Origin of the sequence: Rothia sp. HMSC065C12 (assembly GCF_001812085.1) — a bacterium.
Lineage (GTDB): Bacteria > Actinomycetota > Actinomycetes > Actinomycetales > Micrococcaceae > Rothia > Rothia mucilaginosa.
Map to the genome: position 1 here is coordinate 1 of NZ_KV807670.1, position 25,931 is coordinate 25,931.

Genomic DNA, 25,931 nt, shown 5'->3' on the forward strand with positions numbered 1-25,931 from the left:
TCCTTGGGTGAACTGGACGCCGTTGAAGGTGGTGTCTCCTCCGAAGGTGGTTCTTGCATCACCTTGGGTGGAGAAGTTGGCTTCTCCGTTGAAGGTTACTTCGTTGAAGTTTGCTCCTAGGGTGAACTGGACGCCGTTGAAGGTGGCTTTTCCTCCGAAGGTTACTTCGTTGAAGTTTGCTCCTAGGGTGAACTGGACGCCGTTGAAGGTGGCTTTTCCTCCGAAGGGGGCTTTTCCTCCGAAGGTGGTTTTTGTATCACCTTGGGTGGAGAAGTTGGCTTCTCCGTTGAAGGTTACTTCGTTGAAGTTTGCTCCTTGGGTGAACTTGACACCATTAAAAGCTGCATCCCTAATAAAGGTTGATTCGTTGAAATCTGCCTGACCATAGAAACTTGCGTAGGAGAAAATACCTTTTTCAATTGTGAGGTGATTGAGGGGGTAGAAAATGGGCGCCCGGCTGAAGTCGAATTCGAATTCGCTCCATGTACCCCGGCTAGGAATCATATCCCCCTTTTCGTTTTTGGTGAAAGTGCTGCTGCGTTTGCTCATTTCAACAAAAATGGCACGGCGTACGTCCTGTTCTTCGTGGAACTTTGCATAGTCCGCGGTGATATCTTGAAAATTGTTAAAGGTGCCAGATTCTTTAACACGTTCGCATAGAGCCCGTAGCTGTGGGGAATATTCTTCGGAAGAAAATTCAGCTTCATATTCCTGAAGCAGGTTAAAATCATTGTGAGCTTCATATGCTTCAATTTTTTCCGCAGTGAGGAAGGGTGAGCGAATGTAGGAACAGAGATTATTGATAATAATCTGTCCTTCTTTGATTCGAGTTTCTTCATCAATGTTGTCGTCATCTAGCCACTCGTCGACAAGGCCAACGAGAGCGTACACTCCACCAAGGCGCACAGGTGCATCATCGCTAGATAGTTTATCGACCGCTTTAATGTAGCGGTCGCGGCGGGCTGCATGAACCTCACGGATATGGTCCTGGCTATTCTTGCGGTTTGTTTCAATAAGACCCAAAACGGCGATAATGCCACCAGTAATATATAGAAGATGAAGTCTTAAATCAGAAGATGAATCTTTAGAAGATTGATTCTGTTGGTTTCCGGAACCTTGTCCATTCTGTGTAGGCTGTGTACTGCTCGTAGATTGCTGAGTATCGGTTTTAAACCATCCTGTATAGGAAGGAATGTAAAGGGCGGCAGTCCCTCCCAGAATTGCGAGAGCGGCAAGTGAAATAACAAAATATTTTCCCGTAAGGGCGGAAAAGAACTTTTGTATCACCCTAATAAGTGGAAAGAATGCAAAGAGTCCAAATAATAGCAATAGGAATACTGTCAGTGCGCTATTGAATGGTATTCCAAACTTTGAAAAATTAAAAATTTCTAATAAATCTGCAATTTGTCTATCACTTAAGGATTCTATATATGAGATAGTGAAAAATACGATAATTGGAATTAAAATTAATGCAATTATTTTATATATAAGGCACCTAATTGCTTGCTTGTCTCGTGAGGCACTTTTGGGTGACATGAGGGGGTCCTATCTGCTTCGAGAGGATATGGTCGTAACCAGCATACGGCAGGCGGGTAGCTTCAAGCCACAGGTGAGGGTTGGGGAATTGCGGGTTGGACAAGCGGAGATGCCTATATAGGGTGAGTGTTGGAGCTCTCAGGAAGATTCTCCATATATAAGAGGAATGATTCTCTGGAATCTCAAGGCGAGTGCTCATAGTTGAGACACCTGCACCAAGCGCACCCCTAGCAACGCTGCCAGAGGCCTAGCCTTCAGACCTAAAAATCGCGCCTAAAAATCACCTCGCACACCCTATATAAGATGCCCTTACACCACCTCCCGGCACCTCTGGCACCCCATTTTTCGGGTTTTCACCCCTTTTTTTAAAGATTTTTAAAAATTTTTTCGCCCCGCGCGCCCGGCAGTGTCCGCCGTGCGCTGAATCGCTGCGCGACACCCTCGCCAAGCCCAAAACCCCCGGAATTTCGCAGCAAAACCGCCCGTCCGTGCCTCGCCGCCACCCCAAAGACACCCGCAAAACACCCCTCCGGGACCCTAAAAAACCCGCCCCTCACGCCCCTCCACATAAAAAAGTTGAGTAAAGTTCGCTCAACTCTATTGACAGCCCCTCCGAGAGAGTGCATACTTGAGTACATGAGGCTCAAGGAGCCGCGCAGACCACCCCACACGGGGCGGCACGCGCAGCACCGACCGCCTCCACAACTTTCAAACTATCCCGCCTCGCATTAGAAGAAGCGGGGCACTAACACCTAAGGAGTGAATAAACATATGGCACGCGCAGTAGGTATTGACCTCGGTACCACCAACTCGGTCGTAGCAGCACTGGAAGGTGGCGACCCCGTCGTCATCGCTAACGCAGAGGGTACCCGCACCACCCCCTCCGTCGTCGCATTCTCCAAGGACGGCGAGGTTCTGGTCGGTAGCGTCGCAAAGCGTCAGGCAGTAACCAACGTCGACCGCACCATCTCCTCCGTCAAGCGCCACATGGGCACCGACTGGATCACCGAGATTGACGGCAAGAAGTACACCCCGCAGGAAATCTCCGCTCGTATCCTCATGAAGCTGAAGGGTGACGCAGAGGCATTCCTGAACGACAAGGTCACCGACGCCGTCATCACCGTTCCCGCATACTTCAACGACGCTGAGCGTCAGGCAACCAAGGAAGCCGGCGAGATTGCAGGCCTGAACGTCCTGCGTATCGTCAACGAGCCCACCGCCGCAGCACTCGCATACGGCCTGGACAAGGGTAAGGAAGACGAGCTCATCCTGGTCTTCGACCTCGGTGGCGGTACCTTCGACGTCTCCCTGCTGGAAGTCGGCAAGGACGACGACGGCTTCTCCACCATTCAGGTTCGCGCAACCAGCGGTGACAACCGCCTCGGTGGTGACGACTGGGACCACCGCATCGTTGAGTGGCTGCTCGCACAGGTGAAGGCAAACACCGGCGCAGACCTGTCCAAGGACAAGATCGCTCTGCAGCGTCTGCAGGAGGCAGCTGAGCAGGCTAAGAAGGAGCTGTCCAGCGCTTCTAGCACCAACATCTCCCTGCAGTACCTGTCCGTGACCCCCGAGGGCCCCATTCACCTGGATGAGAAGCTGACCCGCGCAAAGTTCGAGGAACTGACCCGCGACCTGCTCGAGCGCACCAAGAAGCCCGTGCTCGACGTAATCAAGGAAGCTGGCGTGTCCATCTCTGAGATTTCTGAGGTCATCCTGGTCGGTGGCTCCACCCGTATGCCCGCTGTTGCTGAGCTCGTCAAGGAGCTCACCGGCCGCGAGCCCAACAAGGGCGTGAACCCCGACGAGGTCGTGGCAATGGGTGCAGCACTGCAGGCAGGCGTGCTCAAGGGCGACCGTAAGGACGTTCTGCTGATCGACGTCACCCCTCTCTCCCTCGGTATCGAGACCAAGGGCGGCGTGATGACCAAGCTGATCGAGCGCAACACCGCAATCCCGACCAAGCGTTCCGAGACCTTCACCACCGCAGAGGACAACCAGCCCTCCGTGACCATTCAGGTCTTCCAGGGTGAGCGTGAGTTCACTCGCGACAACAAGAACCTGGGTACCTTCGAGCTGACCGGCATCGCCCCCGCACCCCGTGGCGTGCCCCAGATTGAGGTCACCTTCGACATCGACGCAAACGGCATCGTGCACGTCTCCGCAAAGGACAAGGGCACCGGCGCTGAGCAGTCCATGACCATCACCGGCGGCACCTCCCTCTCCAAGGACGACATCGACCGCATGGTCAAGGACGCAGAAGCACACGCTGAGCAGGACAAGGCACGCCGCGAGGCTGCTGACACCCGCAACGCAGCCGAGTCCGTTGCATACTCCGTCGAGAAGCTCCTGAAGGAGAACGGCGACAAGCTGCCCGAGGACGTCAAGACCGAGGTTCAGGGCGATGTCGACGAGCTGAAGAAGGCACTCGAGGGCGACGACGACGCAGCAGTGAAGTCCGCATTCGAGAAGCTGCAGGCATCCCAGTCCAAGCTGGGCGAGGCACTCTACGCAGCAGCACAGGCTGAGGCATCCGAGTCCAAGCCCGCCGCTGATGAGGACGTTGTCGACGCCGAGGTCATCGACGAAGACGAGAAGAAGTAATCATGGCTGAGCAGGAAAACATCACCCCCGACCCGCTGGAGGAGGCATTCAATGCCCCCGCAGCGGAAGGCCACCCCGAAGCTGAATCGGTCGAAAGCCCCGAGGAAGCTGCGGAAGCCGTCGAGGCTGAGCTCCAGGACGCCGTAGAAGCAGAATCTGCGGATGCGGCACTCGCCGCAGAGCGCCTGGACTCCCTGCTTCGCCTGCAGGCAGAGTTCACCAACTACAAGAACCGCACCGCCCGCGAAAAGGAGCAGCTGCGACTCTTCGTAATCAGTGACCTGGTCGGCGCACTGCTGCCGGTGTTCGACGACATCGACGCCGCACGCAAGCACGGCGACCTGCAGGACGGCCCCTTCGCCTCCATTGCCGCGAAGCTCGAAGAGCTGCTCGGCAAGCAGGGCGTGGAGCGTTTCGGTGAAGTAGGCGACGCCTTCGACCCGAACATCCACGAAGCTGTACTGCTGCAGCCCACCGACGAGGTGCCTGAGGATCATGTCTCCATGGTTCTGCGTTACGGCTACCGCGTGAACGACCGCGTGGTTCGTACCGCTCAGGTGGCTGTGGCTGTCGCACCGTAAGGTGGTCGGCTCAGCATTGGCTGAATAACTAACGACGGGCGGGTGCTCTCCCTAGTGGGGGAGTGCCCGCCCTGTTGTTTGCCTGAACTGTTTGCCAGGGTTATTTATCCGGGCTGTGGCGAGCTGTGGTGGCGGTTAAAGGCTTGTAGGGGCGCTATTTTTTTGGGCTCAGCCCTTTCAAAATTGAGTCAAGTAGACTAAACTTTTATATAGAGCATTAAGACAAGTGCGCGGTGCCCCTGCAAGCCGTCCCGTAACCGAGGAGGGCGGCGCATCACCGCAGAAGGAGAAACATAACATGGCAAGTGAAAACTGGCTAACCGACGACTTTTATAAGGCACTGGGCGTGAGCGAAGACGCAAGCGAAAGCGACATCAAGAAGGCGTACCGCAAGCTCTCCCGCAAGTACCACCCGGACCTGAACCCCGGTGACGAGCAGGCTGAGAAGAAGTTCAAGGAAATCTCCGAGGCCTACGACGTGCTCTCCGACAAGAAGCAGCGCGAGGAATACGACCAGATTCGCCGCTACGGCGCCGCAGGCATGGGCGCGGGCGGCTTCGGTGCAGGCGGCTTTAGCGGCGGCTACCCCGGCGCAGACGCCTTCGGCGGATTCCGCGGCGGCACCAGCGCCAATATCAACATTGATGACCTGCTCGGCGGCCTCTTCGGCGGAAGCACCGGCGGTAGCCGCCGTCGCTCCGCCGGCTTCACCAGCGCCGACTTCGGCGGCATGGGTAGCGGCTTTGGCAACATGGGTAGCGACTTCGGCGGCGCGCAGCATGCGGCCCCCGAGGAAAGCACCACCAGCACCCGCATCAGCCTCGCTCAGGCATACACCGGCGCGACCGTGACCGTGTTCCTGCCGGACGGCTCCCACACCGAGGCACGCATCCCCGCAGGCATTAAGGACGGCCAGAAGGTCCGCCTGCGCGGCAAGGGCCTGCGCGGCGGCGACCTGAAGGTCACCGTGCGCGTCTCCGATGACTCCGTGTACTCCCGCGAGGGCAACAACCTGATTATGCGTGCGCCCGTCACCCTCGCCGAGGCCGTCGACGGCGCAGTGATTGAGGTGCCCCTGCCCGACGCATCCACCGTGAAGCTGCGCCTGGCACCCGGCCAGGTCGGCCGCCGACTGCGCGCTAAGGGTCGCGGCTTCAAGGCTAAGGGCGGCGACGGCGACCTGCTGGTCATCCCGGAGATTGTACTGCCCACCAAGCTGAGCGCAGAGGCGCAGGAAGCATTCGATAAGTTCGTCAAGCTCGCACCCCAAGAAAACCCCCGTAAGGATTTGTTGAAGAAAGCGAAGTAAACCATGGCATCTCGAGAATCATCCTCTAAGTCCCGTCGTAGCGAGCCGCTGCACAGCGTGGACCTGCCGGTTTTCGTGATTTCTGTGGCGGCTGAGCTGGCGGGCATGCACCCGCAGACCCTGCGCCAGTACGACCGTATCGGCCTGGTTCAGCCTTCGCGTGCGCCCGGTAAGGCGCGCCGCTACTCGCAGCGTGACGTGAACCGTCTGCAGCGGATTCAGCAGCTCTCGCAGGAGGGCGTCTCCCTGGAAGGTATCCGCCGAATCATCGAGCTGGAGGCTCTCCTGGAGTCGCAGAAGGAACAGGTTGCGGCGCTGCAGCGTCAGGTTGAGGATGCGAAGGTGAAGATGGGTATGGCGGAGCGTGTGTTCGCTGCCGGTACCAGTGGCGACGTGGTGCATATTGCCCGCGGTACCCGCCCGGCGCCTCGTCAGCGTTCTTCGGCTGTGGTGCTGTACCGTCAGCGTCACCAGCTGGCTACGGCGGATGATACGAAACCGCAGCGCTAAACCGGCTAAATCCGCTACACTTGGATAAACGGCTCGGCTGTTCTAGCTCGCTTCTAGTTCATTTGAGCTGGTCAGCCGCCCATATAGACTTGTGCGTCTTTGTGTCATACGCCGCGAGGAAGGGTAGACCCCCGCCCCGCATGAACTTGGACCCACACACAAGGAGGTGAGGCTCCCCGAATGATCGGGGAGCCTCACCTGCTTAACGTATATTCGCGCTAACCTGCGCCAACTGATGCCGGCGCCGCTCCGCTTACTTGCGGCGGTAGGTCAGGTCGTGCGCGCGGCGGCCCGCCTCCTGAGCCTTACGCTCAAAGCTGGTGAGGGTACGACCCTCCCAACGCGGAGCCCAACCACCCAGCGGATCCTCCTCGGTCGCACCGGCGCCGGGGTTCACGTTCTCAAAGTCGGGGTGCGCCTCCAGAACCTCACGCATGACCAGGGCGTACTCCTCCCAGTCGGTCGCCAGGCGCCAAATGCCGCCGGGCTTGAGCACGCGCGCAACCTTATCAGCGAACGCCGGGGACACCAGGCGGCGCTTGTGGTGGCGGGACTTATGCCAGGGATCCGGGAAGAACACCCACAGCTCGTCCACGGAGTTCTCCTCAAGCATGTTGTCGAGCAGTTCGGGTGCGTTCGCCTGAGCCACACGCACGTTCTCCACGCCAGCGTTGCCCATCTTCAGCAGCAGGTCCGCGATGCCGGGGGTGTACACCTCAACGGCGAGGAAGTTCGCCTCGGGCACCTCAGCTGCGCGGTGCACAATCGCCTCGCCCAGACCGGAACCGATCTCGACGACCTGGTACGCCTCGCGGCCGTAAATCTTGACCGGGTCGAAGGTTGCCTCGGGTGCGACGGAGGTGTCGGTGCGCAGGCGCGGAATGTCCAGCACATGGGTGGGGGAGTAGGTGTCCCACGCCTTCTGACGGCGCGCGGTGAGGCGGTCGCCGCGGCGGACGAAGGAGTAGGGCTGGCGGAAGAATTCCTCGGGAACCGGCTTCTTGGCCTTTTCTTCGGTGGATTCGGGTGCCTGGCTAGGCTGCGTGTTCTCAGTAGACATACCTAAAAGAATAGCGTAGCGCCGCTGTACCGTGTGGTTTCGCGGCGTGCGGGGCTGGCGTGACGCTGAACTAGCCGGGCGTGGGGTGAGTGCGGTGTACGTCCGGCGGGCGTAGAAATTTAGTGCGCATACAAAAGTGCGGCGGGAACGAATACTGTTCCCGCCGCACTTTCGTGAGGTTGTTGAGTGAGTTTAGTTTGTGGGGCTTACTTCTTGGAGCCCAGCAGTGCCAGGCCTGCGCCGAGCAGCACGATGTTGTTTGCGAGCTGCTGGCCGTCCTGGGTGGGGCGGAAGGTTGCGTCGTGCATGTCCGGGTTGCGGAAGTACATGGTCATCAGGTTTGCCGCGAATGCGGTCAGGCCTGCACCCGCCAGGCATGCGGGGATGAAGGGAGTCAGCAGGGTTGCGCCGAGGGCGGTCTCTGCGCCGGAGATGAGCTTGCCGAAGGTTGCTGCGTCCAGCTTGGAGACTGCGGGAACACCGGTTGCCGCCATCTGCTGCAGGAAGGCGTAGGTGCCTTCGTCTGCCTTGAGCTTCTTGACGCCTGCGTCGAGGATGAGTGCGCCGGCGGTGATGCGCAGTGCTGCGTTGGAGAACTTGCCCATTGTTGTGTCCTTCTGTTCTGTAGTTGGTTGGTTAGGTTTTTGTTGAACGGTTTCTACTCTAGACCCGGTTTCTCGCCGTGTAAAGTTTTACGCGTAAAGTTTCTAAATATTTTTGAAAACCCGGAAGAAGCTTGCAGAGGGGGGCGATCTAAGGGCGATGCGGGGCGTGTTTCGAGTGAAGGCTGAGAGATGCCACAGGCTCGCCCCGTCTCAATCGCCCCGTCTCAAAAATCTGGTGATGTTGTATTCCTTGTACTTGTGTGGGTATGAGGGGGTAAAATTTGAAATTATGCATTCTCTGCATAACCCTTTATTGGCGATGCAAGAAATCGGAAGCCCCGCGAATCGGAGCCCACAAGCCCAAGTCCACCGCGCAAGCTATGGATGCGGGAATTTCTCCTCCATACACGCCGCTAAGGATTATGCATGAATACCAACCACCCGGACTCGCCCCCGAGTGAAATTTAGGGCGAATCGACGCAGGAAAGAGAAATACGTGACACAGCAGCCAATGCAGCACAACTCCGTCACCGGCCTAGACTCTGAAGCTGAGCACTCCAAGCTTCAGCGCGGACTAAGCTACCGACACATCCAGCTGATCGCTATTGGCGGCGCCATCGGCACCGGCCTTTTCCTCGGCTCGGCAAAGACCATCGCCCTGACCGGCCCCTCTATCGTCTTTGTGTACGCCATTATCGGTAGCGTCATCTACTTTGTTCTGCGCGCCATGGGCGAGATTCTGCTCTCCAACCCCAAGTACAAGTCCTTCACCGACTTCATTACCGACATCCTCGGCCTGCGCGCCGGCTTCTTCGTCGGCTGGTCGTACTGGTTCTTCTGGGTCGTCACAGGTATCGCGGATGTCATCGCTATTACCGGTTACATCAAATACTGGTGGCCGGAAATCCCAGCCTTCATCCCGGCGCTGACCGTTATCGTGGCTCTGCTGCTGCTGAACCTGCCCTCGGTGAAGAACTTCGGTGAAATCGAATTCTGGTTCGCAGTCATTAAAATCGTCGCGATTGTCGCCCTCATTATTGTTGGTGCGCTCATGGTTGCCTTTAGCTTCACCGCGCCCGACGGTACCGTCGCCTCCGTGGCAAATCTCTGGGATCGCCCCGGCCCCTCCGGTAGCGGTATCTTTACCCAGGGCCTGACGGGCTTCCTGGGCGCCTTCCAGATTGCGCTCTTCGCCTTCGTGGGTGCTGAGCTGGTCGGTACCGCCGTGGCGGAAACCGAACACCCTGAACGCACCCTGCCCAAGGCAATTAACGCGGTACCCTTCCGCATTGGCCTCTTCTACGCGCTGCCGCTGCTGACCATCCTCGCCGTCACCCCCTGGGACAAGTTGGATAAGTCCATGAGCCCCTTCGTGGGTATGTTCTCCCTGGCGGGCATTGGTGTTGCCGCCTCGCTGGTGAACTTTGTGGTGCTGACCTCCGCGGCGTCCTCGGCGAACTCCGGTATTTTCTCGACCTCCCGCATGGTCTACGGTTTGGCGCACGACGGTGCCGCACCCTCCGCGCTGGGTAAGCTCACCAAGAACGGTGTGCCCGCTAACGCCCTGTACCTGACCACCGTGATGCTGCTGTTTAGCCTGGTCATGCTGTATGCCGGTAGCGGCATCATGGAGGCGTTCACCGTGGTGACCTCCGTGGCGTCGATGATGGGTATCTTCACCTGGAGCATGATCCTGATTGCGTACCTGGTCTACCGTAAGAAGTTCCCCGAACGCCACGAGGCATCCGCATACAAGATGCCCTGGGGTATTGGCATGAGCTGGTTTGGTCTGGTCTTCTTCGCCGTCATGGTCTACGCCCTGAGCCTGTACCCGGACACCGCAATCGGTCTGGCGCTGACCCCCATCTGGTTCATTGCTCTGGCTATTGGCTACGAGATTCTGACCCGCCATCATGCGGCGAAGCGTGCGCGCGCGTTGGCTTCTGAAAACACCGTTGACGAGGCTTCTCAGAAGTAATTCTGTTCTTTCTGCAGTGTTTCTGTGGCACTGTTGGTAAGCCCCGTTTCTGCATTCTTTTGGATGCGGAAACGGGGCTTTCTTGTGCCCCTTGATCGGGTACTGGGCGGTATTTTTTACGCCGCTTGATATGATGTAAATAATAGATATATATCACTTTTTTCGTGTCAAAGCCTGTTTTTGCACCCTGAACACCTGTAGAATAACTATCCAAGTAGCTGTGAGGGCTCTCAGAAAAACTCCGCGTCAATCGATAGCGTGACACTTCCGAATGCCGCGCGGTATTTGATAGAGACCCAGCCTCGCCCCGAAATCCGGGGACGCCCCGCAAGCTAATGGCCGCATATTCATACAGTGACCGTGCCTGCTGCGATCTAGCGATTCTTATTCCAGTAACGGCACATGCGGTACGGGGTACAACCGCTGAAAAGAGGACGTCGTGACTGAACAGAACAACGTCAGCCTGAATCCTAAAGCTCCCGAGCAGGGAGAGCGACTACACCGCGGTCTAAGCAACCGCCACATCCAGCTCATCGCCATCGGCGGTGCCATCGGCACCGGCCTGTTCATGGGCTCCGGCCGCGCTATCTCCCTGGCGGGCCCCTCCGTGATTTTCGTGTATATGCTCATCGGCGCCGTCATCTTCCTGGTGCTGCGAGCTATGGGCGAGATTCTGCTCTCCAACCTGAGGTACAAGTCCTTCTCCGACTTCACCACCGACCTCGTCGGCCCCATGGCCGGGTTCTTCCTCGGCTGGTCCTACTGGTTCATGTGGGTGGTCACCGCCGTCGCGGACATCATCGCAATTGTTGGCTACCTGCGTCTGTGGTGGCCCGACCTGCAAGCCTGGATCCCGGCGCTCGCCGTCATCGGCGTTCTGCTGACCCTGAACCTGGTGTCCGTGAAGAACTTCGGCGAAATCGAATTCTGGTTCTCCATGATTAAGATTGTCGCCATCGTCGCCCTGATTATCGTTGGTGGCGGCATGGTCGCTATCGGCTTCACCTCACCCAGTGGCGCGCAGGCGTCCGTCGCCAACCTCTGGAACGACGGCGGTATGTTCCCCAACCACCTGATTGGCTTCCTCGGCGCGTTCCAGATTGCCGTCTTCGCGTTCATGGGCTCCGAGCTTGTCGGTACCACCGCCGCAGAAACCCAGGACCCCGAAAAGACCCTGCCCAGGGCAATCAACGCCGTGCCGGTACGTATTATGGTCTTCTACGTGGGTGCGCTCGTCACCATCCTGATGGTTACCCCCTGGCGCCTCGTCAGCCCCGATAAGAGCCCCTTCGTCGCCATGTTCACCCTGGCGGGCCTGGGCATCGCCGCGCACATCATCAACTTTGTGGTGATTACCAGCGCAACCTCCTCGGCGAACTCCGGTATCTTCTCCACCTCGCGCATGGCATTCGGCCTGGCGCGCGAGCGCAGCGCCCCGCAGTTCCTGGGCAAGATCTCTAAGAACGGTGTGCCGCGTAACGCGCTGTTCCTCTCCGCCGTGATGCTGCTGTCCTCCATCGTGCTGCTCTACGCGGGTGACTCAATCTCTAGCGCGTTCAACCTGGTCACCACCGTGGCTGCGGTACTCGTGATTTTTGCGTGGGCGATGATTATGGTCAGCTACCTGATGTACCGCAAAAAGTTCCCCTCGCGCCACAAGAAGTCGAAGTTCCGTCTGCCCGGCGGCCGTTTCTCCGCGTGGCTGTCGCTGGTATTCTTCGCCTTCACCATCGGTGTGCTGGCCATGGATGAAGAAACCCTCAGGGGTCTGCTCGCGATGCCCGTCTGGTTCGCGATTCTGGGTATTGGTTGGTTCTTCAAGCGCCGTGCGGATGCACGCCGCCACGAAGCAATCTCTACCCGCACCGCGCAGATTGCGATTGTGGAGGCATCCGAGATTTTCTCGGCACGCTAAACACCCACGCTAAGCAACCCACGCTAAGCCACATCGGCTATCGGTACCGGCTACTAGTACACCGGCTACCGGTGCATGCGTAAAGCCCGCGTCACCTACTCCTCTCAGGGAGCGGGGACGCGGGCTTTCGTTATCTCTATAGATGAACCTGAGAGGCGCGCGGAAGTGCGCGCTTAGACGGATGCCGTCTCCACCTCTTCGGTCAGCGGGTCCTCGTCATCATCGGTGCGGTAGAAATCCCAGCGTTCACAACCGCAACCGGAACGCATCGCCTCGATGACGGCGGCAGCAGCCTCCAGCGGGTCGAGCGCATGCAGGTTCCACAGAGCATGCACCGGCACCGGGCGCCTCCAGCCGTGCTCCTGCAGGAACTCGGGGTCGAAGGCGGGTAGCGCCTCGGCAGTGGGTTCAAGCTCGCAGAGGAAACCGGTGGGGGAGCGGAAAACCGTCACCACGGGGGTCGGGTCGGCGTCTTCCAGGCAGGCGCCGTCGAAGAAGTAGTAGGTGCTCAGGCGGCGGTTCCAGGCAAGCTGCGCGAGGCGTTCACCGAAGACTTCCACCGTCTGCTCCCACTGGGTGCGGTGGTACGCCGCCAGGTCGGTGTGGGCGGTCTGCACCACGCCAATGCCCTGCTCGGTGAGTTCGCGGGCGCTCAGACGCGCGGGCTCTGCCTGTTCTGCGGGAGCGTCCGCAGGGGAGCCGTCCGGGGTATCCAGCTCTTCTAGTTCTGTTTCGGGGAGCTCAGCATTAGTCAGCTCAGCGTCGAGGAGCTCAAGCTCCTCAGCCGCGCTCGCCTCGGTCTCGTTCGACTCAGTGGCAGCTGCGTTTGCTTCGTTCTTCGTCCACAGGCGCAGCTCGCGGGCAATCTGCGTGCGTCCGCGATGCAGAGTCGTCTGCCAGGAGCCGAACTTGGCGCGTACCGCACCCAGCGGCGGCACCTGCTCAATGAGCGTGGGAATGGTAGACCAGTAGCCGTAGTTCAGCGCCGTCGGCTCGCGGTCGTAGCGGGCGCAATAGCTCAAAAAGAGGCTCAGAGTCTTCGGCGCAAAATCCTCGGGTACCGCCGCGGCGTCGATATACCACTCGTTCTCGAGCGCCTCCGCCGGGTAGATGCCGGTGCGGAGCATGCCCAGGGACCAGTCGCCGTCGCCGAGGTAATCGTTGACCGTCTGTGCGGGGGCAGGCCACGCCGATTCGCCCTCCATGCTGGCGGCAAGCAGGGTGTACAGGCTACCGCCCTCGGTGCCGATTTCTTCCAAACCGCGCAGTCGGATGTCCTCGAGGGTCTGCGCGTAGGCTTCTTCCTCCAGCTGGGAGTAGGGGTGTGCGGCAAGGTACTTGAGCGTAGCGCCGATCTTCGCCAGAACGTGCGCAATGTCTTCATTGCTGAAGTGGCGTGCCTCCAGCGCGGGCGGCAGGTCGTGAATAATATCGCAATCAAGAATCAGCGCCGCGTACTCGGGCTCCGGAGGCAAATCGTAGGCTTCCGCGAAAACATACCAGAGGCCGCAGGCGAGTACCGTGTAGCTCGGGGCGTCTGCCGTGACCGGGCCAAACTGCCAGATGCCGGAGTCCAGCGCATAGTTCAGGTACTTCTTGTTGATGTGCGGGTACAGAAAATTGAGGCGGCGGAGAACCTGGGTAGGGGTGAACCCCAGCGCGGCGAGTTCGGCGATGAGTTCCGCGTACTCGTCGTGAAAATCTAAGTAGCCCTCCGGCGCGTTTGATAGCGCGGCTTGTTCGCGCATGGGTCCCTCTTTCATCTGCGGGATGTGGCGGCACCATGTCGTACCGTGCCGCCGAAACCCTGAACGTGTGCACGCAGACAAGGGCGTTTGCGTGGTGTGAGGCCAGCTCTTATCTGCACGAATAAGAGATATTTTTTCAAAAAAATATGCTCTTTTATCTAAATTTATCGCTGAAACTAAGCACTATTCAAATACGTGAACCCCTAACACGGCTTCTTACGAAAAGATGACAACGTTTAGCGCACCCACAGGGTAAAACGTGCACAAAGGGGCGTATTCTGCACCAGAAGATACGGTGGAAAAATACGCTTACCCGCACCCACACAGGCGAGCAAAATACGCCCCGCGCTGACTCTTATCCCAGCATTACCGGCCAACCCATGAGCCGCGGCGAAATATGCGAAACTGGAGGGATGAGCGAACACCCCCTCCCGAGCAGCATCCGCCCGCGCGCGGATCGAGCTGCAGACCCCGCGCCTAGTAGCGCCGCCGGCAACGAACCCAGCAGCGCCGCACACCGCGAAAAACACGAAACCGGCGGCAAGACTGAGCAGCCCGCCGAGCACCTCATCAATGCGCTTGCCGTAGAAACCGGCATCGCGCCGCACCGCATCCGCGCAGCTGTGGCACTGCTTGATGCCGACAACTCCGTGCCCTTCATCGCCCGCTACCGCAAAGAAGCGACGGGCGCACTCACCGACACCCAGCTGCGCACCATCCAGTCGCGCCTGGGCCAGCTCCGCGCCCTCGAAGAGCGCCGCAACCGCGTGCTCGAAGCGCTCACCGAACGCGCCGACGAAGGCCTCATCGACCCGCTCACCCTGCTGCAGCTGCGTTCCTCGCTCATGAACGCCGCCACCATCGCAGACGTGAACGCTATTTACGCCCCGTACCGCAGCGAGCGTGTGACCCGCGCCCAGATGGCGCGTGCCGCCGGGCTTGATTCCCTCGTCGAAGACCTGCTGGAGGTGCCCCTCGCCGAGGCGCACGCCATCGCCGCCGCATACATTACCGACGGCACCGAAGACGACGAGGACGAGGGCATTGAGGCTGCAGAGGCGGACGAAGCCCTGCAGATTCACAGTGCCGAAGAGGCCCTCGACGGTGCCCGCGCGATTCTGGTTGACCGCGCCCTCACCGATCCGGTGCTGAGCGAAAAGCTCCTCAAGCGCCTGCGTGAGAGCGGCGTGATTGAGTCCCGCGTGATTGCCGGTCAGGAAAGCATTGGTGCGAAGTTCTCCGACTATTTCGCCTTCTCGGACCGTATTCGTTCCATCCCGCCGCACCGCGTGCTGGCGCTGCACCGCGCCAAGGACGCCGGCGTGGTGCGCCTCAAGGTGGACGTGGCACCCGCCCCCGTGGCGCTCAGCCGCCTGCGCGGCGCCGTCCGCGCCGAAGCCGAGGCCGCCGCAGAAAATTACGAGAACGTCCGTTCTGCATACGAGCGTGAAGTCGCCGCCGCGCTACGCATCCCCGTGCAGGTGCTCAACACCGTCGACGACGAAGACCGCATACTCGGCTGGCTCGCCGCCACCGTGCGCACCGCATGGCGCAGCCACCTGCGCCCGCGCCTTGCCGAACGCATCCGCCACCAGCTACTCGACGCCGCCGCACAGCACGCGACCGAGGTGTTCGCCTCCAACCTGCGCGATATTCTGCTCGCCGCACCCGCCGGACACAAGACCACCCTCGGCCTGGACCCGGGCCTGCGCCACGGCGTGAAATACGCCGTAGTCGACGGCACCGGTGAGCCGCTGCGCGTGGGCACCGTCTACCCGCACGCCCCGCGCAACCAATGGGCAGAAGCACTGCGCGAGCTCGCCGCCGCCTGCCGTGAGCACGGCGTGGAACTCATCGCCATCGGCAACGGCACCGCAAGCCGCGAAACCGACAAGCTTGCCAGCGAACTGATCCGCACCCTGCGCGAGGAAGGCGCAGAAGCACCCCAGAAGGTGACCGTCTCCGAGGCGGGCGCCTCCGTCTACTCCGCCTCCGCGCTCGCAACCGCCGAGCTGCCCGACTACGATGTGACCGTACGCGGCGCCGTCTCCATCGCGCGCCGCCTGCAGGACCCGCTCGCCGAGCTCGTCAAAATCGACCCGCAGTCCATCGGCGTGGGCCAGTACCAGCACGACGTGCCGCCCGCCGCCCTGCGCCGCGCTCTCAACGACACCGTCGAAGACTGCGTGAACGCCGTGGGCGTGAACCTCAACAGCGCCTCCGTGCAGCTGCTTGCACACGTGGCGGGAGTGGGCACCGCAACCGCCGAACGCATCGTCGCCTACCGCACCGAACACGGTCCCTTCGCGAGCCGTCAGCAGCTGCTGAACGTGCCGCGACTGGGCGCGAAAACCTTCCGCCAGGCGGCAGGATTTATTCGCATCCGCGGCGGTGAGGAGCCGCTGGACGCCTCCGCCGTGCACCCGGAAGCCTACCCGCTCGCGCGCCGCATTATTGCCGACGCGCAGGCACGCAACGGCGCCCACTGGGTTGCCGGCGCCCTGGGCACCTCGGACGGAACCGACCCGCTCGCCGGGCTGAACCCCGCCGACTACGTGCAGGATGATCACGTGACGGACAGCCACGTGCTGGAGAGTGCGGAAGAAGGCACTGCCGGTGTGTACACGGTCGAGGACATCTTCGCCGAGCTGCGCCGCCCCGGCCTGGACCCGCGCGGCAGCTTCCGCACCGCCCGCTTCTCCGAGTCCATCTCGCACTTCGAGGACGTGCGCCCCGGCATGGTGCTCGAAGGTACCGTCTCGAACGTGGCGGCATTCGGCGCGTTCGTGGATATTGGTGTGCACCAGGACGGCCTCGTGCACATCTCCCAGATGAGCCGCGGCTACGTGGCGAACCCCCACGATATTGTGCGTAGCGGCGACATCGTGCAGGTTCGCGTGGTGGAGGTCGACCCGGCGCGCCGACGCATCTCCCTCTCCCTGCTGGTCGAGGACGAGAACTAGCGGCGAAGGATAAGCTGCGGAGCGCTCGCTAGGATAGCTACGAAAAAGCTAACCAAGCCGAGAACTCCAATCCAAGAACGAGCGTTCGCTAAAAACTTGCCCCGGAGAACGTCAGCCCTGAGAACGCAATAAAGCCCCGACAAGCACTATCTGTGCCTGTCGGGGCTTTAACAACGTGAATTTTTAAACTCTAGGCCCGAGCTATATCTTAGAAATCAATGTTCACTGGGTCATCGCCAATACGACCCTCGGGGCTGGAAAGCGCATCCACAGCCGCGATGTCCTCGGCGGTCAGCTTCACGTTCACCGACGCCAAGTTCTCCTCAATGCGGGAGGGGGTCACGGACTTCGGGATAGCCACGGTGCCCTTAGCCAGGTGCCACGCCAGCACGACCTGCGCGGGGGTTGCGCCGTGACGCTCCGCAATCTCAGCCAGCACGGGGTTCTGCAGCAGATCGCTACCGTTGCCCAGCGGGCTCCACGCCTGAGTTGCGATGCCGTACTCGGCGTGAACGGCGCGCAGCGCCTCCTGCGAGAAGTAGGGGTGTAGCTCAACCTGGTGGATGACCGGAACCACGCCGGTCTCCTCGATAATCTCGCGCAGCTGCTCCTCGGGGAAGTTCGAAACACCAATCGAACGGACCTTACCCTGCTTCTGCAGCTCAATCAGCGCACGCCAAGAATCCAGGTACAGGCCCTGCTGCGGCTTAGCCCAGTGAATCAGGTACAGGTCAACGTAGTCGGTACCCAGCTTCTCCAGGGAAGCCTCGAATGCCTCGAAAGCGCTCTCGTAACCCTGATCGGAGTTCCACAGCTTGGTGGTGAGGAAGATGTCTTCGCGAGCCACATCGGAGTTAGCGATAGCGCGGCCCACGCCCGCCTCGTTGCCGTAGATAGCGGCGGTGTCGATGTGGCGGTAGCCGGTCTCCAGGGCGGTGCTCACAATCTTCTCGGCGACCTCGTCCTCAATCTGCCATACGCCGTAGCCCAGCTGCGGAATGGATCGGCCGTCGTTGAACTTTACATTGGGTACGTTGTAGCTCATGATGCTCCTTTTGAATCTGTGGGGAGGCGGCGCCTCCGTAAGTAGTCGTACCAGGTTACGCCTCAGAGCCCCCGTTGAGAAGGGCCACAGCAGAATCGGGCGTGAATCTAGCCCGAGGCGTAACCAAGTAACGAAAAATGACGGGCGTCAGGCATATCAGCAGACCCGAAGTCTACCGCTCAGTCTGGAAGGTGGCTATCGCTCAGATTGGAGGGCGGCTACCGCTCGACAGCCGGCGCAAAGAGCTCACGCACATCCTCAGCCGTCACCGCCGCGGAGGCGAACTCGCCCTCACCGACCACCGCATCGAAGAGCGCGGCCTTCGACTCCTTGAGCTGCATGACCTTCTCCTCAATGGTGCCCTCGGCAACCAGACGGTAGACGTGCACCTCCTTGTCCTGGCCGATGCGGTGAATACGGTCCACCGCCTGCTGCTCGGCGGCGGGGTTCCACCACGGATCCATGATGAACACGTGGTCCGCCTCGGTCAGGTTCAGGCCGAAACCGCCAGCCTTAAGCGAAATGAGGAACACCGGCTCCTGACCGCTCGTGAACGCCTCGATGACCTCTGCGCGGTTGCGGGTCGAACCGTCCAGGTACAGGTGGCCGATGCCTTCCTCCGCCAGGCGTGCGGAAATGCTCTTGAGGTAGCCGGTGAACTGGCTGAACACCAGCACACGGTGGCCCTTCTCGAGCAGGTCGGGTAGCTGCTGAACCAGGTAGTCGCGCTTGACCGACGACACCCCGGCGTAGGCTTCCGGGTCAATCAGCGCGGCATCAAGCGCCAGACGGCGCAGCAGGGTCAGCGACTGGAAGATCGTGAATCGGTTCTTGTCCATATCCTCCAGTAGACCCAGCACCTTCTGACGTTCACGCTGCAGATGCGTGTCATAGATGCGGCGGTGACCGGGAGCCAGCGGCAGGTTCACGCGCGTATCGTTCTTCGCCGGAAGCTCCACCGCCACCAGCTCCTTGGTGCGGCGTAGCATGAGCGGGCGGATGCGCCGGCGCAGACGAGCAGCCGTCGCCGCGGCGTGCGCCGGGTCCTCACCGGACTCCGCTGGGCGGGCGTACAGGTCACGGAACGCGCGGGCGGAGGGGAACAGGCCGTCCGCCACAATCGCCAACAGTGCCCACAGCTCCATGAGGTTGTTCTCAATGGGCGTGCCGGTCATCGCAATCTTGGTGCGGGCGGGCATTGCGCGGGCGATGGACCAGGCGCGGGTGCCGGTGTTTTTGACGAATTGCGCCTCGTCCAGCAGGAGCGCACCCCAGCCTTCGGGGGCGGACAGTTCGCCCGTGAGGTCATCCACAGTACAGCCCAGCGTGCGGGCGTAGTCGGTGTAAGCGTCCTCGTCCATGCGCAACAACGTGTAGCTGGTCAGCACCAGGTGCGCCCCTGCGATGCGCTCGGCAAGTGGGGTCTTACCGGCGGTGGTTTCGGTGATGGTCACGACCTTCGCCTCGGGCAGGAAGCGTTCCGTCTCCGCCGCCCAGTTGGTAATCACGGAGGTTGGCGCAACCACGAGGAAGGGTGCGAACGGCTCAATGCTCTCACCGCGCTCGGCGGCACGCTCGGAGGCGGCGCGGTGCTCCTCAATCGCGTGGGCGAGCAGGGCGAGAGCCTGCACGGTCTTACCCAGACCCATATCGTCGGCGAGAATACCGCCCAGACGCTGCTCGTACAGGAACGACAGCCACTGGAAACCCTCCACCTGGTAGGGGCGTAGGGTCGCCTGCAGGCCGATGGGTACCGGGCAGCTCGGAATAATCTGGCGGGAAGTCTTCTTGCGAGAGGTCTTCTGGAGCGCGGGGGAATCCTGAGTTCCCTTGTCAGAGGTCTTTTCAGAGTCCTTTTCGGTGCTCTCTTCGGCATCCTCCAGGCCCTCAACCAGCTCCAGTAGCGAACGCACCTGAGCATCCCACCGCGCGGTCGTATGCACGCTCGCCGCCAACGACTCCAGCTCAGAGAACAGCCCCGCCTGGTGCCGGTTAATGCGCAGATCGCCGCCCGCGTCGTCGAGCTCGCGAGCCTCCGCAATGAGGGTGCGCAGGGTCTTAAACTCGGGTCGACGCAGCGAAAAATAGGTACCGTTACCGAGCAGAATACGGTCTGCCCCGCGATCGAGTGCCTCAAAAATCTGTGCGAACGGCACGGTCCAATTATTGACCTTCACCGCAATGCCCAGGCCGAACCAGTCACGAGAATTGCCCTCGCTCACGGTGATTTCAATGAGTGCGTCGGTTGCCTCCACGAACTCCGGTGGGGTGCCGTTAAAACGCACCTGAACAGCGGAAACACGGCGAAGCTTCGGCAGAATCGCGCTGAGCAGCTCGCGGGTCTCCCAGCCTTCGATGCGGCGCTCCTCCAGCCCGGAAAGCGCCGGGTGGGCGGCAAGAATTGTGCGCACCGAACGCAGTACGCGCGCCTCAAAACGCTCATCGCGAACCTCGCCGCCCTCTTCACCGGGGTAGCCGAAAACGGGCAGGGACTGCACCTCGGAGGCACCCGCAGAATCCTGCGCGCTCGCCTCCTCTGTGCTGTCCTCCGCGAAGGGGTTCAGCGGGTACTCCCAACGCCAGCTCAGCTGCGCATCGTGGCGTACCTGCTCGTCAAAGCTGATTTCAAGCACCAGATGCGGCGGCTTCACGCGCGGTAGCGCCAGCGCCGGATCGGGGGTCAGCGAGGGAATGGAGCGGCTGAGCGCGGGCAGGTACTCCGTCTGGAACGTGGCGCGTTCCGCGGCGGGAATGTGCACGGTTCCGGCGCTAATGAGCGATTCGGAGGCGGCATCGAGCGGCTCGACCAGGGGGATGAGCGCCAGCTCCACGCCCTCGGGCAGTTCGGGTACGGCGGGGGAGTAGCGCACCCGTTCACCCTGCGCCCGTTCATCCTGTGCCGGGTTAATGGTCGGGGTAGAGGGCTCAGTAGGCGCCTCCTGCGCGTCCTTTTGCACGAAAGATTCGCGGCCCACTTCGTCCAGTGCGCCGGGGCGCGCGGTCTTCCAGTGCACCGCCTTTGCCGCCTGCTCGTACTCCTGCTGGGCGAGCCCGCCCAGGGCAAAGAAGCCGGTGCGCGGGGTGCCGATGGGGTGGCAGTGCGCGGCGGGCAGCCAGAGCTGGCGTAGCAGCTCGCCTTCGCGTCCTTCCCAACTGAGCGCGGCTTGAAGTTGCAGGCCGGCGCCTTCTGCGTGCTTCTCAGCGCTGGCGTGCAGGCGCACCTGTGCCGGGCTCAGCACGGCGTAGTTCACCTCGCGACCGTTGATCAGCAGGGGCAGGCCAATATCCTCCGCGCGGGCGAGTACATCCCAGAGCAGAGTGGAGGCAGATGCGCTAATCGAAATCCAGTCGCGGTGCGAGGAATACATGTTCTGCCAGGGGCGGGCAATCGAGTAGAGCTCGGCGAAGAATCGTTCGTGTTCGGGGTAGATTTCGTGCCGTCCGACGGGCCCGCCAACGCTGGAGGCGAAGGTTTCCCAGCTGAGGCCGCCCTTGATCCAGCGCCCAGTTTTGGACGCCATGAGCGGGCGGGCGAGCAGGTTAATGTTGGGGGTTGCGCCGGGCATATTGCGGCCGCGTGCGTAGGATCCGGAGACGCTCAGCGAGAAATCCAGGGCGCCGCTCACGCGCATCGAATCAATGCCCGCAAGGTCCTGACGTGCGGAAAGAACGGAGGAGAGGTCGCGCCGCCAGGCAGAAATCTTGGAGGTGGAACCATCGAGCACGGTGGGGGAAGAGCCTAGCTCGTTGAGCGCAAAGCTTCCCTGAGGGTTTTCGGGCTCGACAGTCTCCGCGTCAGGTGCGGGTAGGTTCGCCGCGGTGGTGAGTGCACCGGAGGCGCGTAGCGCCGCGAGCGGGTCGGCGGACTTCTTCGCCTCCGCAACGTCCGCGCTCTTTGAATCTGTGGATTCCTTTATTGCTGATCCCTTTGCGTCTGTCGCACCCTTCGCAGCGGTAGCCTTCGTTACGGCACCGGGTACGCCGACCGGTCCGGGGTGTTCGCTGAGTGCCTTTTTCGCTACGGAGGCGCGGTCGAGCGCGGTGAGCATGAGCGCTACGGCGTGCTTGCAGTCGGTGAGCACGGGGCAGGTGCAGCGGGCGGTGAAGGTTGCGGAGCCGCTGACGGCGGGGAAGAAGCGAATGGTCACTTCGTAGGGGATGATGGTGCTTCCGTTGACGAGCCCGGTGAGGGTTCGCTCGTCTTCGTCGTAGCTGTAGCGGATGACTTCGCGGTTGCGCTGGTAGGCGACACCGCGCTGGTAGGTGCGGTGCCCGGCCTGGCGAATAATCTGCGGTACGGTGATGGGAATTTCGGGGAAGGGGTTGTTGGCGCTCACCAGCTCATTATCGCGTATCGTGCCGGTTTGCGTCTTGTCGCCGGTCATTTGCGGGCGGCTGCCGGGCTGGTTGCTGGGGCGACTATTGAGCGGTGGTTTGGGGTGTATTTCGTATTTGTGGTGGGGGAGTTTTTAACGCATAAAAACACCGGTATTCACATAAGATATTCCGCGCAGTATCAAAAATTCACGCCATTTAAAACGTTCCCACAAGCCAAAATGCTAATAATCTAAATCTCTTTCAAAAAACGCTTTACTTAACTTGAGAAAATGCTGTAAGCTAAACCCAGCTTCAAGAGTTTCGACTGATAAGCTCCGACTATGGTCGAACGCCAACCCCATGTTCACGGGTGGCTCGGATGACGAAGCGGTTTGTATTCACCACCGGAATAACCGGTGGTAATTGGTACAGACAAGAGCAACGCGAAAGGATTGCGCCACTCACGGCGCAGGTTGTCACATGTACAACGGCTCTGCAACCCAAGCAGCAATCTCTCTGAACCCCTCCCGCTCCTACCAGGAAAGCCTGCGTGCCGCAGCTGTCCCCGCGCGAGGCGGATACACCGCAGTCAGCATTGACGATTACTCCCGCATTTCTTCTAAGCGCGACGAGTTCCTGAACTTCCTTCTTCTGCCGAACCCCGAGGGCATCCCCGCTATTGAGTATGCCGGTCTGCGCGTAGCGTAGCATTAGGGGTATGAATTTCTCCGGTATGCTCCTGGACTCCGACGTTCTTGCGGAGATCCGTAAGGCGGATCCAGACCCCGCCGTGGTCGCTTTTCTGCGCCGCCGCTCGTTCCGGCACATGTACATTTCTGTGCTGAGCATTGGCGAGCTGAAGGGCCTGTACCCCTACCCGGAAACTGATCGCTGGATTACCGAACTTCTTGAGCGCTTTGGTGACCACGTTATTAATGTGGATGCGCGCGTTAGCCTCGAGTGGGCGGGCCGTCAGGCGCCGCGCGGCGTGCATGCCGTGGGTCGTGATGATGCCGGTCCGCTGCCTACCGCCGCCCTGGAGGGTCTGATGGCGGCGAGCGCGAGTGCCTATGATTTGGAGCTGATTTCTTCTAAGGCTCAGGTGTACCGCGCCTGGGGTGTTCAGGCTTCCAACCCGTGGACTGAGGATTAAAACTTTGCCGGATGCGCGTCCTCGCGTGCATCCCTGTGTGAATAGTTGTGAGAACCCGCTTTCGAGTGTTAATCGGAGGCGGGTTTCGTCGTTAATTCGTGGCATGATTGAAGGACGATGAAAAGCACCTCACCTATCTCGCGTTATTCCATGCCCATGCCTCTGTGGCTTCAGGGTGTTGTTGAGCTAATTGTTACTGCCCTGTTCTCTGCTGTTGCCGTGTTTGCGGCGATGTCTGCCGTGTGGGCGACCAAGGGTTTTGGCGACATGGAGTTCTCCTCCGTGGCCGCCATGTCGGCGCACCTGTGGCTTCTGATTCACGGTGTTCCCCTGGATCTTGCGGCTGCTTTTGGTGCTTCTGCCGGCACGATGACGCTGGTGCCGCTGGGTTTGAGTATTCTGCCGCTGCTGCTCTGTTATCGTTCGGGTCGTCGCTTGGCGCGTGCCTCGTATGAGGGTGAGTTTTTGATTCCGGTGCTGTCCGGTTCGGTGACCTATGCGCTGATTAGTTCGGCGATGTACGGTTGGGCGAGTCCGCATCCTCAGCCTCTTCAGGCGTTGAATGCTGCCCTGGTGCCTTTGGGTATTGTGGTGGCTGGTCTGATGTGGGGTGGCTACCGTGAGGCGCGTTCGCTCTCGCGCATGGTGGGTGTTGATACTGCGGAGCAGATTTCGCAGATGAGTCAGTATTCGCGTTGGGCGGGTTCGTACGCGTGGGCTGTGGTGCGTGCTGCGGTGGTTGCTTTTGTGGCGCTGATTGGTCTGGGTGCGGTGCTTTTGGGTATCGGTATTTTGGCGGGCTGGTCGCAGATCGTTGCCACCTACCAGGAGCTGCACGCGGGCGCTGTGGGTGATACTGCGGTGACTCTGCTGCAGCTGGGTTTCTTGCCGAACCTGGTAATCTACGCGATTGCGTGGTCGACCGGTGCCGGTTTCTCCTTTGGTGCGGGCACCTCGGTTGGTTTGACCAGTAGCGATGCTGGTACTTTGCCGATGCTTCCGATTTTGGGCGCTGTGCCCGAGTCGTTGGGCACATTTGGTCTGGTGGGTTTGCTGGTGCCACTGGTTGCCGGTGCGATTGCTGGCTGGTGGTTCTTGCGTGAGGGTGAGGATCACCTGGATGAGTGGGTTGCTCTGAAGGTTCCGTTCCGCCCGCTGTCTGCGCTGATTTCTGCAGTGGTGCTGGGTGTGATGACCGGTATTATGACGTCGTTTGGTGCCCTGTGGCTGGGCTGGATTTCGTACGGTTCTCTGGGCATTGGTCGTTTTACGGAGGTTGGTGCTGAGCCGCTGACTTTTGCGGCGCATACCGCGTTGACGGTGGGTGCCGGCGTGACTTTCGGTATGTTGCTGAGCCGTGCCCTGGTGCCGGATAGTAGCCGTGAGCTGCCTCGTTTTGCGGATGAGCGCCCGAACCTGGGTGAGCGTCTGATGAGTTTTACTGCTTCGGCCCGTGAGCGTTTTGCACAGGGCCGTGAGCGTTTTGCGGAGCGTCGTGAGCAGCGTGCCCAGGAGCGTGCGGAACGTGCACAGCGTGAGGCTGAGGAAGCTGCGGCACGTGAGGCGGCTGAGCGTGAAGCTGAGGAAGTCGCCGCTCGTGAGGCTGCAGAGCGTGAAGCAGCTGAGCACGAGGCGGAAGAGACGGCACGCGCGGCTGCCTCTAAGAAGGCTTCTGAGAAGAATGTCTCTGAGCCTGAGCAGTCTGTTGTATCTGAGGTGGCGACCGGTCACGTGCCGGTGCATCCGCAGGAGCCGGTGGTTGCCGTCCCCGTGGAGGCGACCGAACAGCTGGCGCAACGTGCGGCGGCGGACGCTTTCGCAGACATCGTTGAAGAGCGCGAAGAGGTGGCTGAAGAGCCCACCTCCGAAGAGGCTACTGCTGAAGAGAGCCCCGCTGAGCAGTACGAGCCGATTGAGGCCGTTCAGCAGGTCGATTACCTGCACTCTGCACAGGCTGAGGATTACGAGAGTATCGAAGCATCTGTTGAGCCTGCCTCCAACGAGCACACTGCATACGAACACAGCACCTATAACCCCGCCGTGTACGCTCATGACCCCTCCGAGGAGGAGACTCGCGAGCTGATTCAGGAGCCCGTCTACGAGGCTGCCGAACCTGTGGCTGCTGAGCGTGAGAACGCTGTTGAAGAGCCCGCAGAGCAGGCGCCGCGTTCGAAGGGCCGCGCGAGCCGCATTATGGCGTACTTCGGCTTTGGTATTGAACAGCCTGCCGCAGCGCAGGATGAATCAGTGCAGGATAACTCGGCTGATGCCGCCCATGCTGAATCTGCCGCGCAGGACCGCGCCGGCGATGATCGTACTAGCGACCGTGCGCTTGAGCGTGCGCAGAAGCGCGAGGCGAAGAAGGCGGCTAAGGCGGCACGCAAGAAGCGGAAGAACGACCTAGAACGTGATTTTGTGGATCGCGAGCTGGATGTCCTCTCTGCTGATCAGGCGATGAGCCGCATCTTTGAGGTTCGTAGCCAGACCGGCATCCTTCCGCTGGTGACCGATGAGGCGTCTACCGTGGAGCTGCCCCCGCTGGATGTCAGCTCCTCGAAGTCCCAGGGCTCTAATGCGCAGGGTTCTAACGCCCGCAAGAAGAACTAG

General features: G+C 60.6%; 16 protein-coding genes and 1 riboswitch. Of the genes, 10 read left to right on the forward strand and 6 right to left on the reverse strand.

Annotated elements, in window-relative coordinates; all coding sequences use genetic code 11:
- A partial coding sequence (locus HMPREF2836_RS09175; RefSeq protein WP_210394322.1) for a pentapeptide repeat-containing protein occupies positions 1 to 1,536 on the reverse strand: 1,536 nt, incomplete at its 3' end.
- Between the two features lie 771 nt (positions 1,537 to 2,307).
- Here HMPREF2836_RS09175 and dnaK point away from each other — a divergent pair.
- From dnaK to HMPREF2836_RS00280, 4 genes are all read left to right on the forward strand, one after another.
- Positions 2,308 to 4,140, forward strand: coding sequence for a molecular chaperone DnaK (gene dnaK, locus HMPREF2836_RS00265; RefSeq protein WP_070628977.1), 1,833 nt, complete (start codon positions 2,308 to 2,310; stop codon positions 4,138 to 4,140).
- 2 nt (positions 4,141 to 4,142) lie between these two features.
- On the forward strand, positions 4,143 to 4,721 hold the full coding sequence (locus HMPREF2836_RS00270; protein ID WP_070628978.1) for a nucleotide exchange factor GrpE: 579 nt from the start codon (positions 4,143 to 4,145) through the stop codon (positions 4,719 to 4,721).
- A 298-nt stretch (positions 4,722 to 5,019) separates the two neighbouring features.
- Complete coding sequence (locus HMPREF2836_RS00275; RefSeq protein ID WP_070628979.1) at positions 5,020 to 6,030, forward strand: DnaJ domain-containing protein; 1,011 nt, start codon at positions 5,020 to 5,022, stop codon at positions 6,028 to 6,030.
- A 3-nt stretch (positions 6,031 to 6,033) separates the two neighbouring features.
- The gene (locus HMPREF2836_RS00280; RefSeq protein WP_070628981.1) at positions 6,034 to 6,540 is read left to right on the forward strand and encodes a heat shock protein transcriptional repressor HspR; all 507 of its coding nucleotides are present in this window, start codon (positions 6,034 to 6,036) and stop codon (positions 6,538 to 6,540) included.
- Between the two features lie 253 nt (positions 6,541 to 6,793).
- Here HMPREF2836_RS00280 and trmB read toward each other — a convergent pair whose 3' ends face one another.
- Together trmB and HMPREF2836_RS00290 are read right to left on the reverse strand one after the other, a co-directional pair.
- Positions 6,794 to 7,600: a tRNA (guanosine(46)-N7)-methyltransferase TrmB gene (gene trmB, locus HMPREF2836_RS00285; RefSeq protein WP_005508988.1), complete on the reverse strand. Its 807-nt coding sequence runs from the start codon at positions 7,598 to 7,600 to the stop codon at positions 6,794 to 6,796.
- Positions 7,601 to 7,806: 206 nt separating this feature from the next.
- Positions 7,807 to 8,205, reverse strand: coding sequence for a hypothetical protein (locus tag HMPREF2836_RS00290; RefSeq protein ID WP_070628982.1), 399 nt, complete (start codon positions 8,203 to 8,205; stop codon positions 7,807 to 7,809).
- A gap of 511 nt (positions 8,206 to 8,716) precedes the next feature.
- Between HMPREF2836_RS00290 and HMPREF2836_RS00295 the strand changes: the two genes are divergently transcribed.
- Entirely contained in the window at positions 8,717 to 10,183 is a 1,467-nt protein-coding gene (locus HMPREF2836_RS00295) for an amino acid permease (RefSeq protein ID WP_070628983.1), read from the forward strand.
- A gap of 439 nt (positions 10,184 to 10,622) precedes the next feature.
- Positions 10,623 to 12,098, forward strand: coding sequence for an amino acid permease (locus tag HMPREF2836_RS00300; protein ID WP_070628985.1), 1,476 nt, complete (start codon positions 10,623 to 10,625; stop codon positions 12,096 to 12,098).
- A 173-nt stretch (positions 12,099 to 12,271) separates the two neighbouring features.
- Here HMPREF2836_RS00300 and HMPREF2836_RS00305 read toward each other — a convergent pair whose 3' ends face one another.
- Positions 12,272 to 13,846 carry a dehydrogenase gene (locus HMPREF2836_RS00305; RefSeq protein ID WP_070628987.1) on the reverse strand — a complete coding sequence of 525 codons (1,575 nt, stop codon included), beginning with the start codon at positions 13,844 to 13,846 and terminating at the stop codon, positions 12,272 to 12,274.
- Positions 13,847 to 14,259: 413 nt separating this feature from the next.
- Between HMPREF2836_RS00305 and HMPREF2836_RS00310 the strand changes: the two genes are divergently transcribed.
- The gene (locus HMPREF2836_RS00310) at positions 14,260 to 16,809 is read left to right on the forward strand and encodes a helix-hairpin-helix domain-containing protein (RefSeq protein WP_210394323.1); all 2,550 of its coding nucleotides are present in this window, start codon (positions 14,260 to 14,262) and stop codon (positions 16,807 to 16,809) included.
- 208 nt (positions 16,810 to 17,017) lie between these two features.
- Here the strand turns inward: HMPREF2836_RS00310 and HMPREF2836_RS00315 are convergent, their stop codons facing one another.
- Both HMPREF2836_RS00315 and HMPREF2836_RS00320 read right to left on the reverse strand, forming a co-directional pair.
- Positions 17,018 to 17,854: an aldo/keto reductase gene (locus HMPREF2836_RS00315; RefSeq protein WP_070628988.1), complete on the reverse strand. Its 837-nt coding sequence runs from the start codon at positions 17,852 to 17,854 to the stop codon at positions 17,018 to 17,020.
- Between the two features lie 218 nt (positions 17,855 to 18,072).
- Positions 18,073 to 22,239 carry a DEAD/DEAH box helicase gene (locus HMPREF2836_RS00320; RefSeq protein ID WP_070628990.1) on the reverse strand — a complete coding sequence of 1,389 codons (4,167 nt, stop codon included), beginning with the start codon at positions 22,237 to 22,239 and terminating at the stop codon, positions 18,073 to 18,075.
- Positions 22,240 to 22,481: 242 nt separating this feature from the next.
- Positions 22,482 to 22,616, forward strand: a riboswitch (SAM riboswitch).
- 35 nt (positions 22,617 to 22,651) lie between these two features.
- On the opposite strand from HMPREF2836_RS00320, the gene HMPREF2836_RS00325 reads away from it, so the two are divergent.
- The 3 genes from HMPREF2836_RS00325 to HMPREF2836_RS00335 all read left to right on the forward strand — a co-directional run bounded on the left by HMPREF2836_RS00325 (position 22,652) and on the right by HMPREF2836_RS00335 (position 25,931).
- Complete coding sequence (locus tag HMPREF2836_RS00325; protein ID WP_049327886.1) at positions 22,652 to 22,879, forward strand: hypothetical protein; 228 nt, start codon at positions 22,652 to 22,654, stop codon at positions 22,877 to 22,879.
- A 10-nt stretch (positions 22,880 to 22,889) separates the two neighbouring features.
- A complete protein-coding gene (locus HMPREF2836_RS00330; protein ID WP_049341485.1) occupies positions 22,890 to 23,324 on the forward strand; it encodes a PIN domain-containing protein in 435 nt (144 codons plus the stop codon).
- 117 nt (positions 23,325 to 23,441) lie between these two features.
- Positions 23,442 to 25,931: a cell division protein PerM gene (locus HMPREF2836_RS00335; protein ID WP_070628992.1), complete on the forward strand. Its 2,490-nt coding sequence runs from the start codon at positions 23,442 to 23,444 to the stop codon at positions 25,929 to 25,931.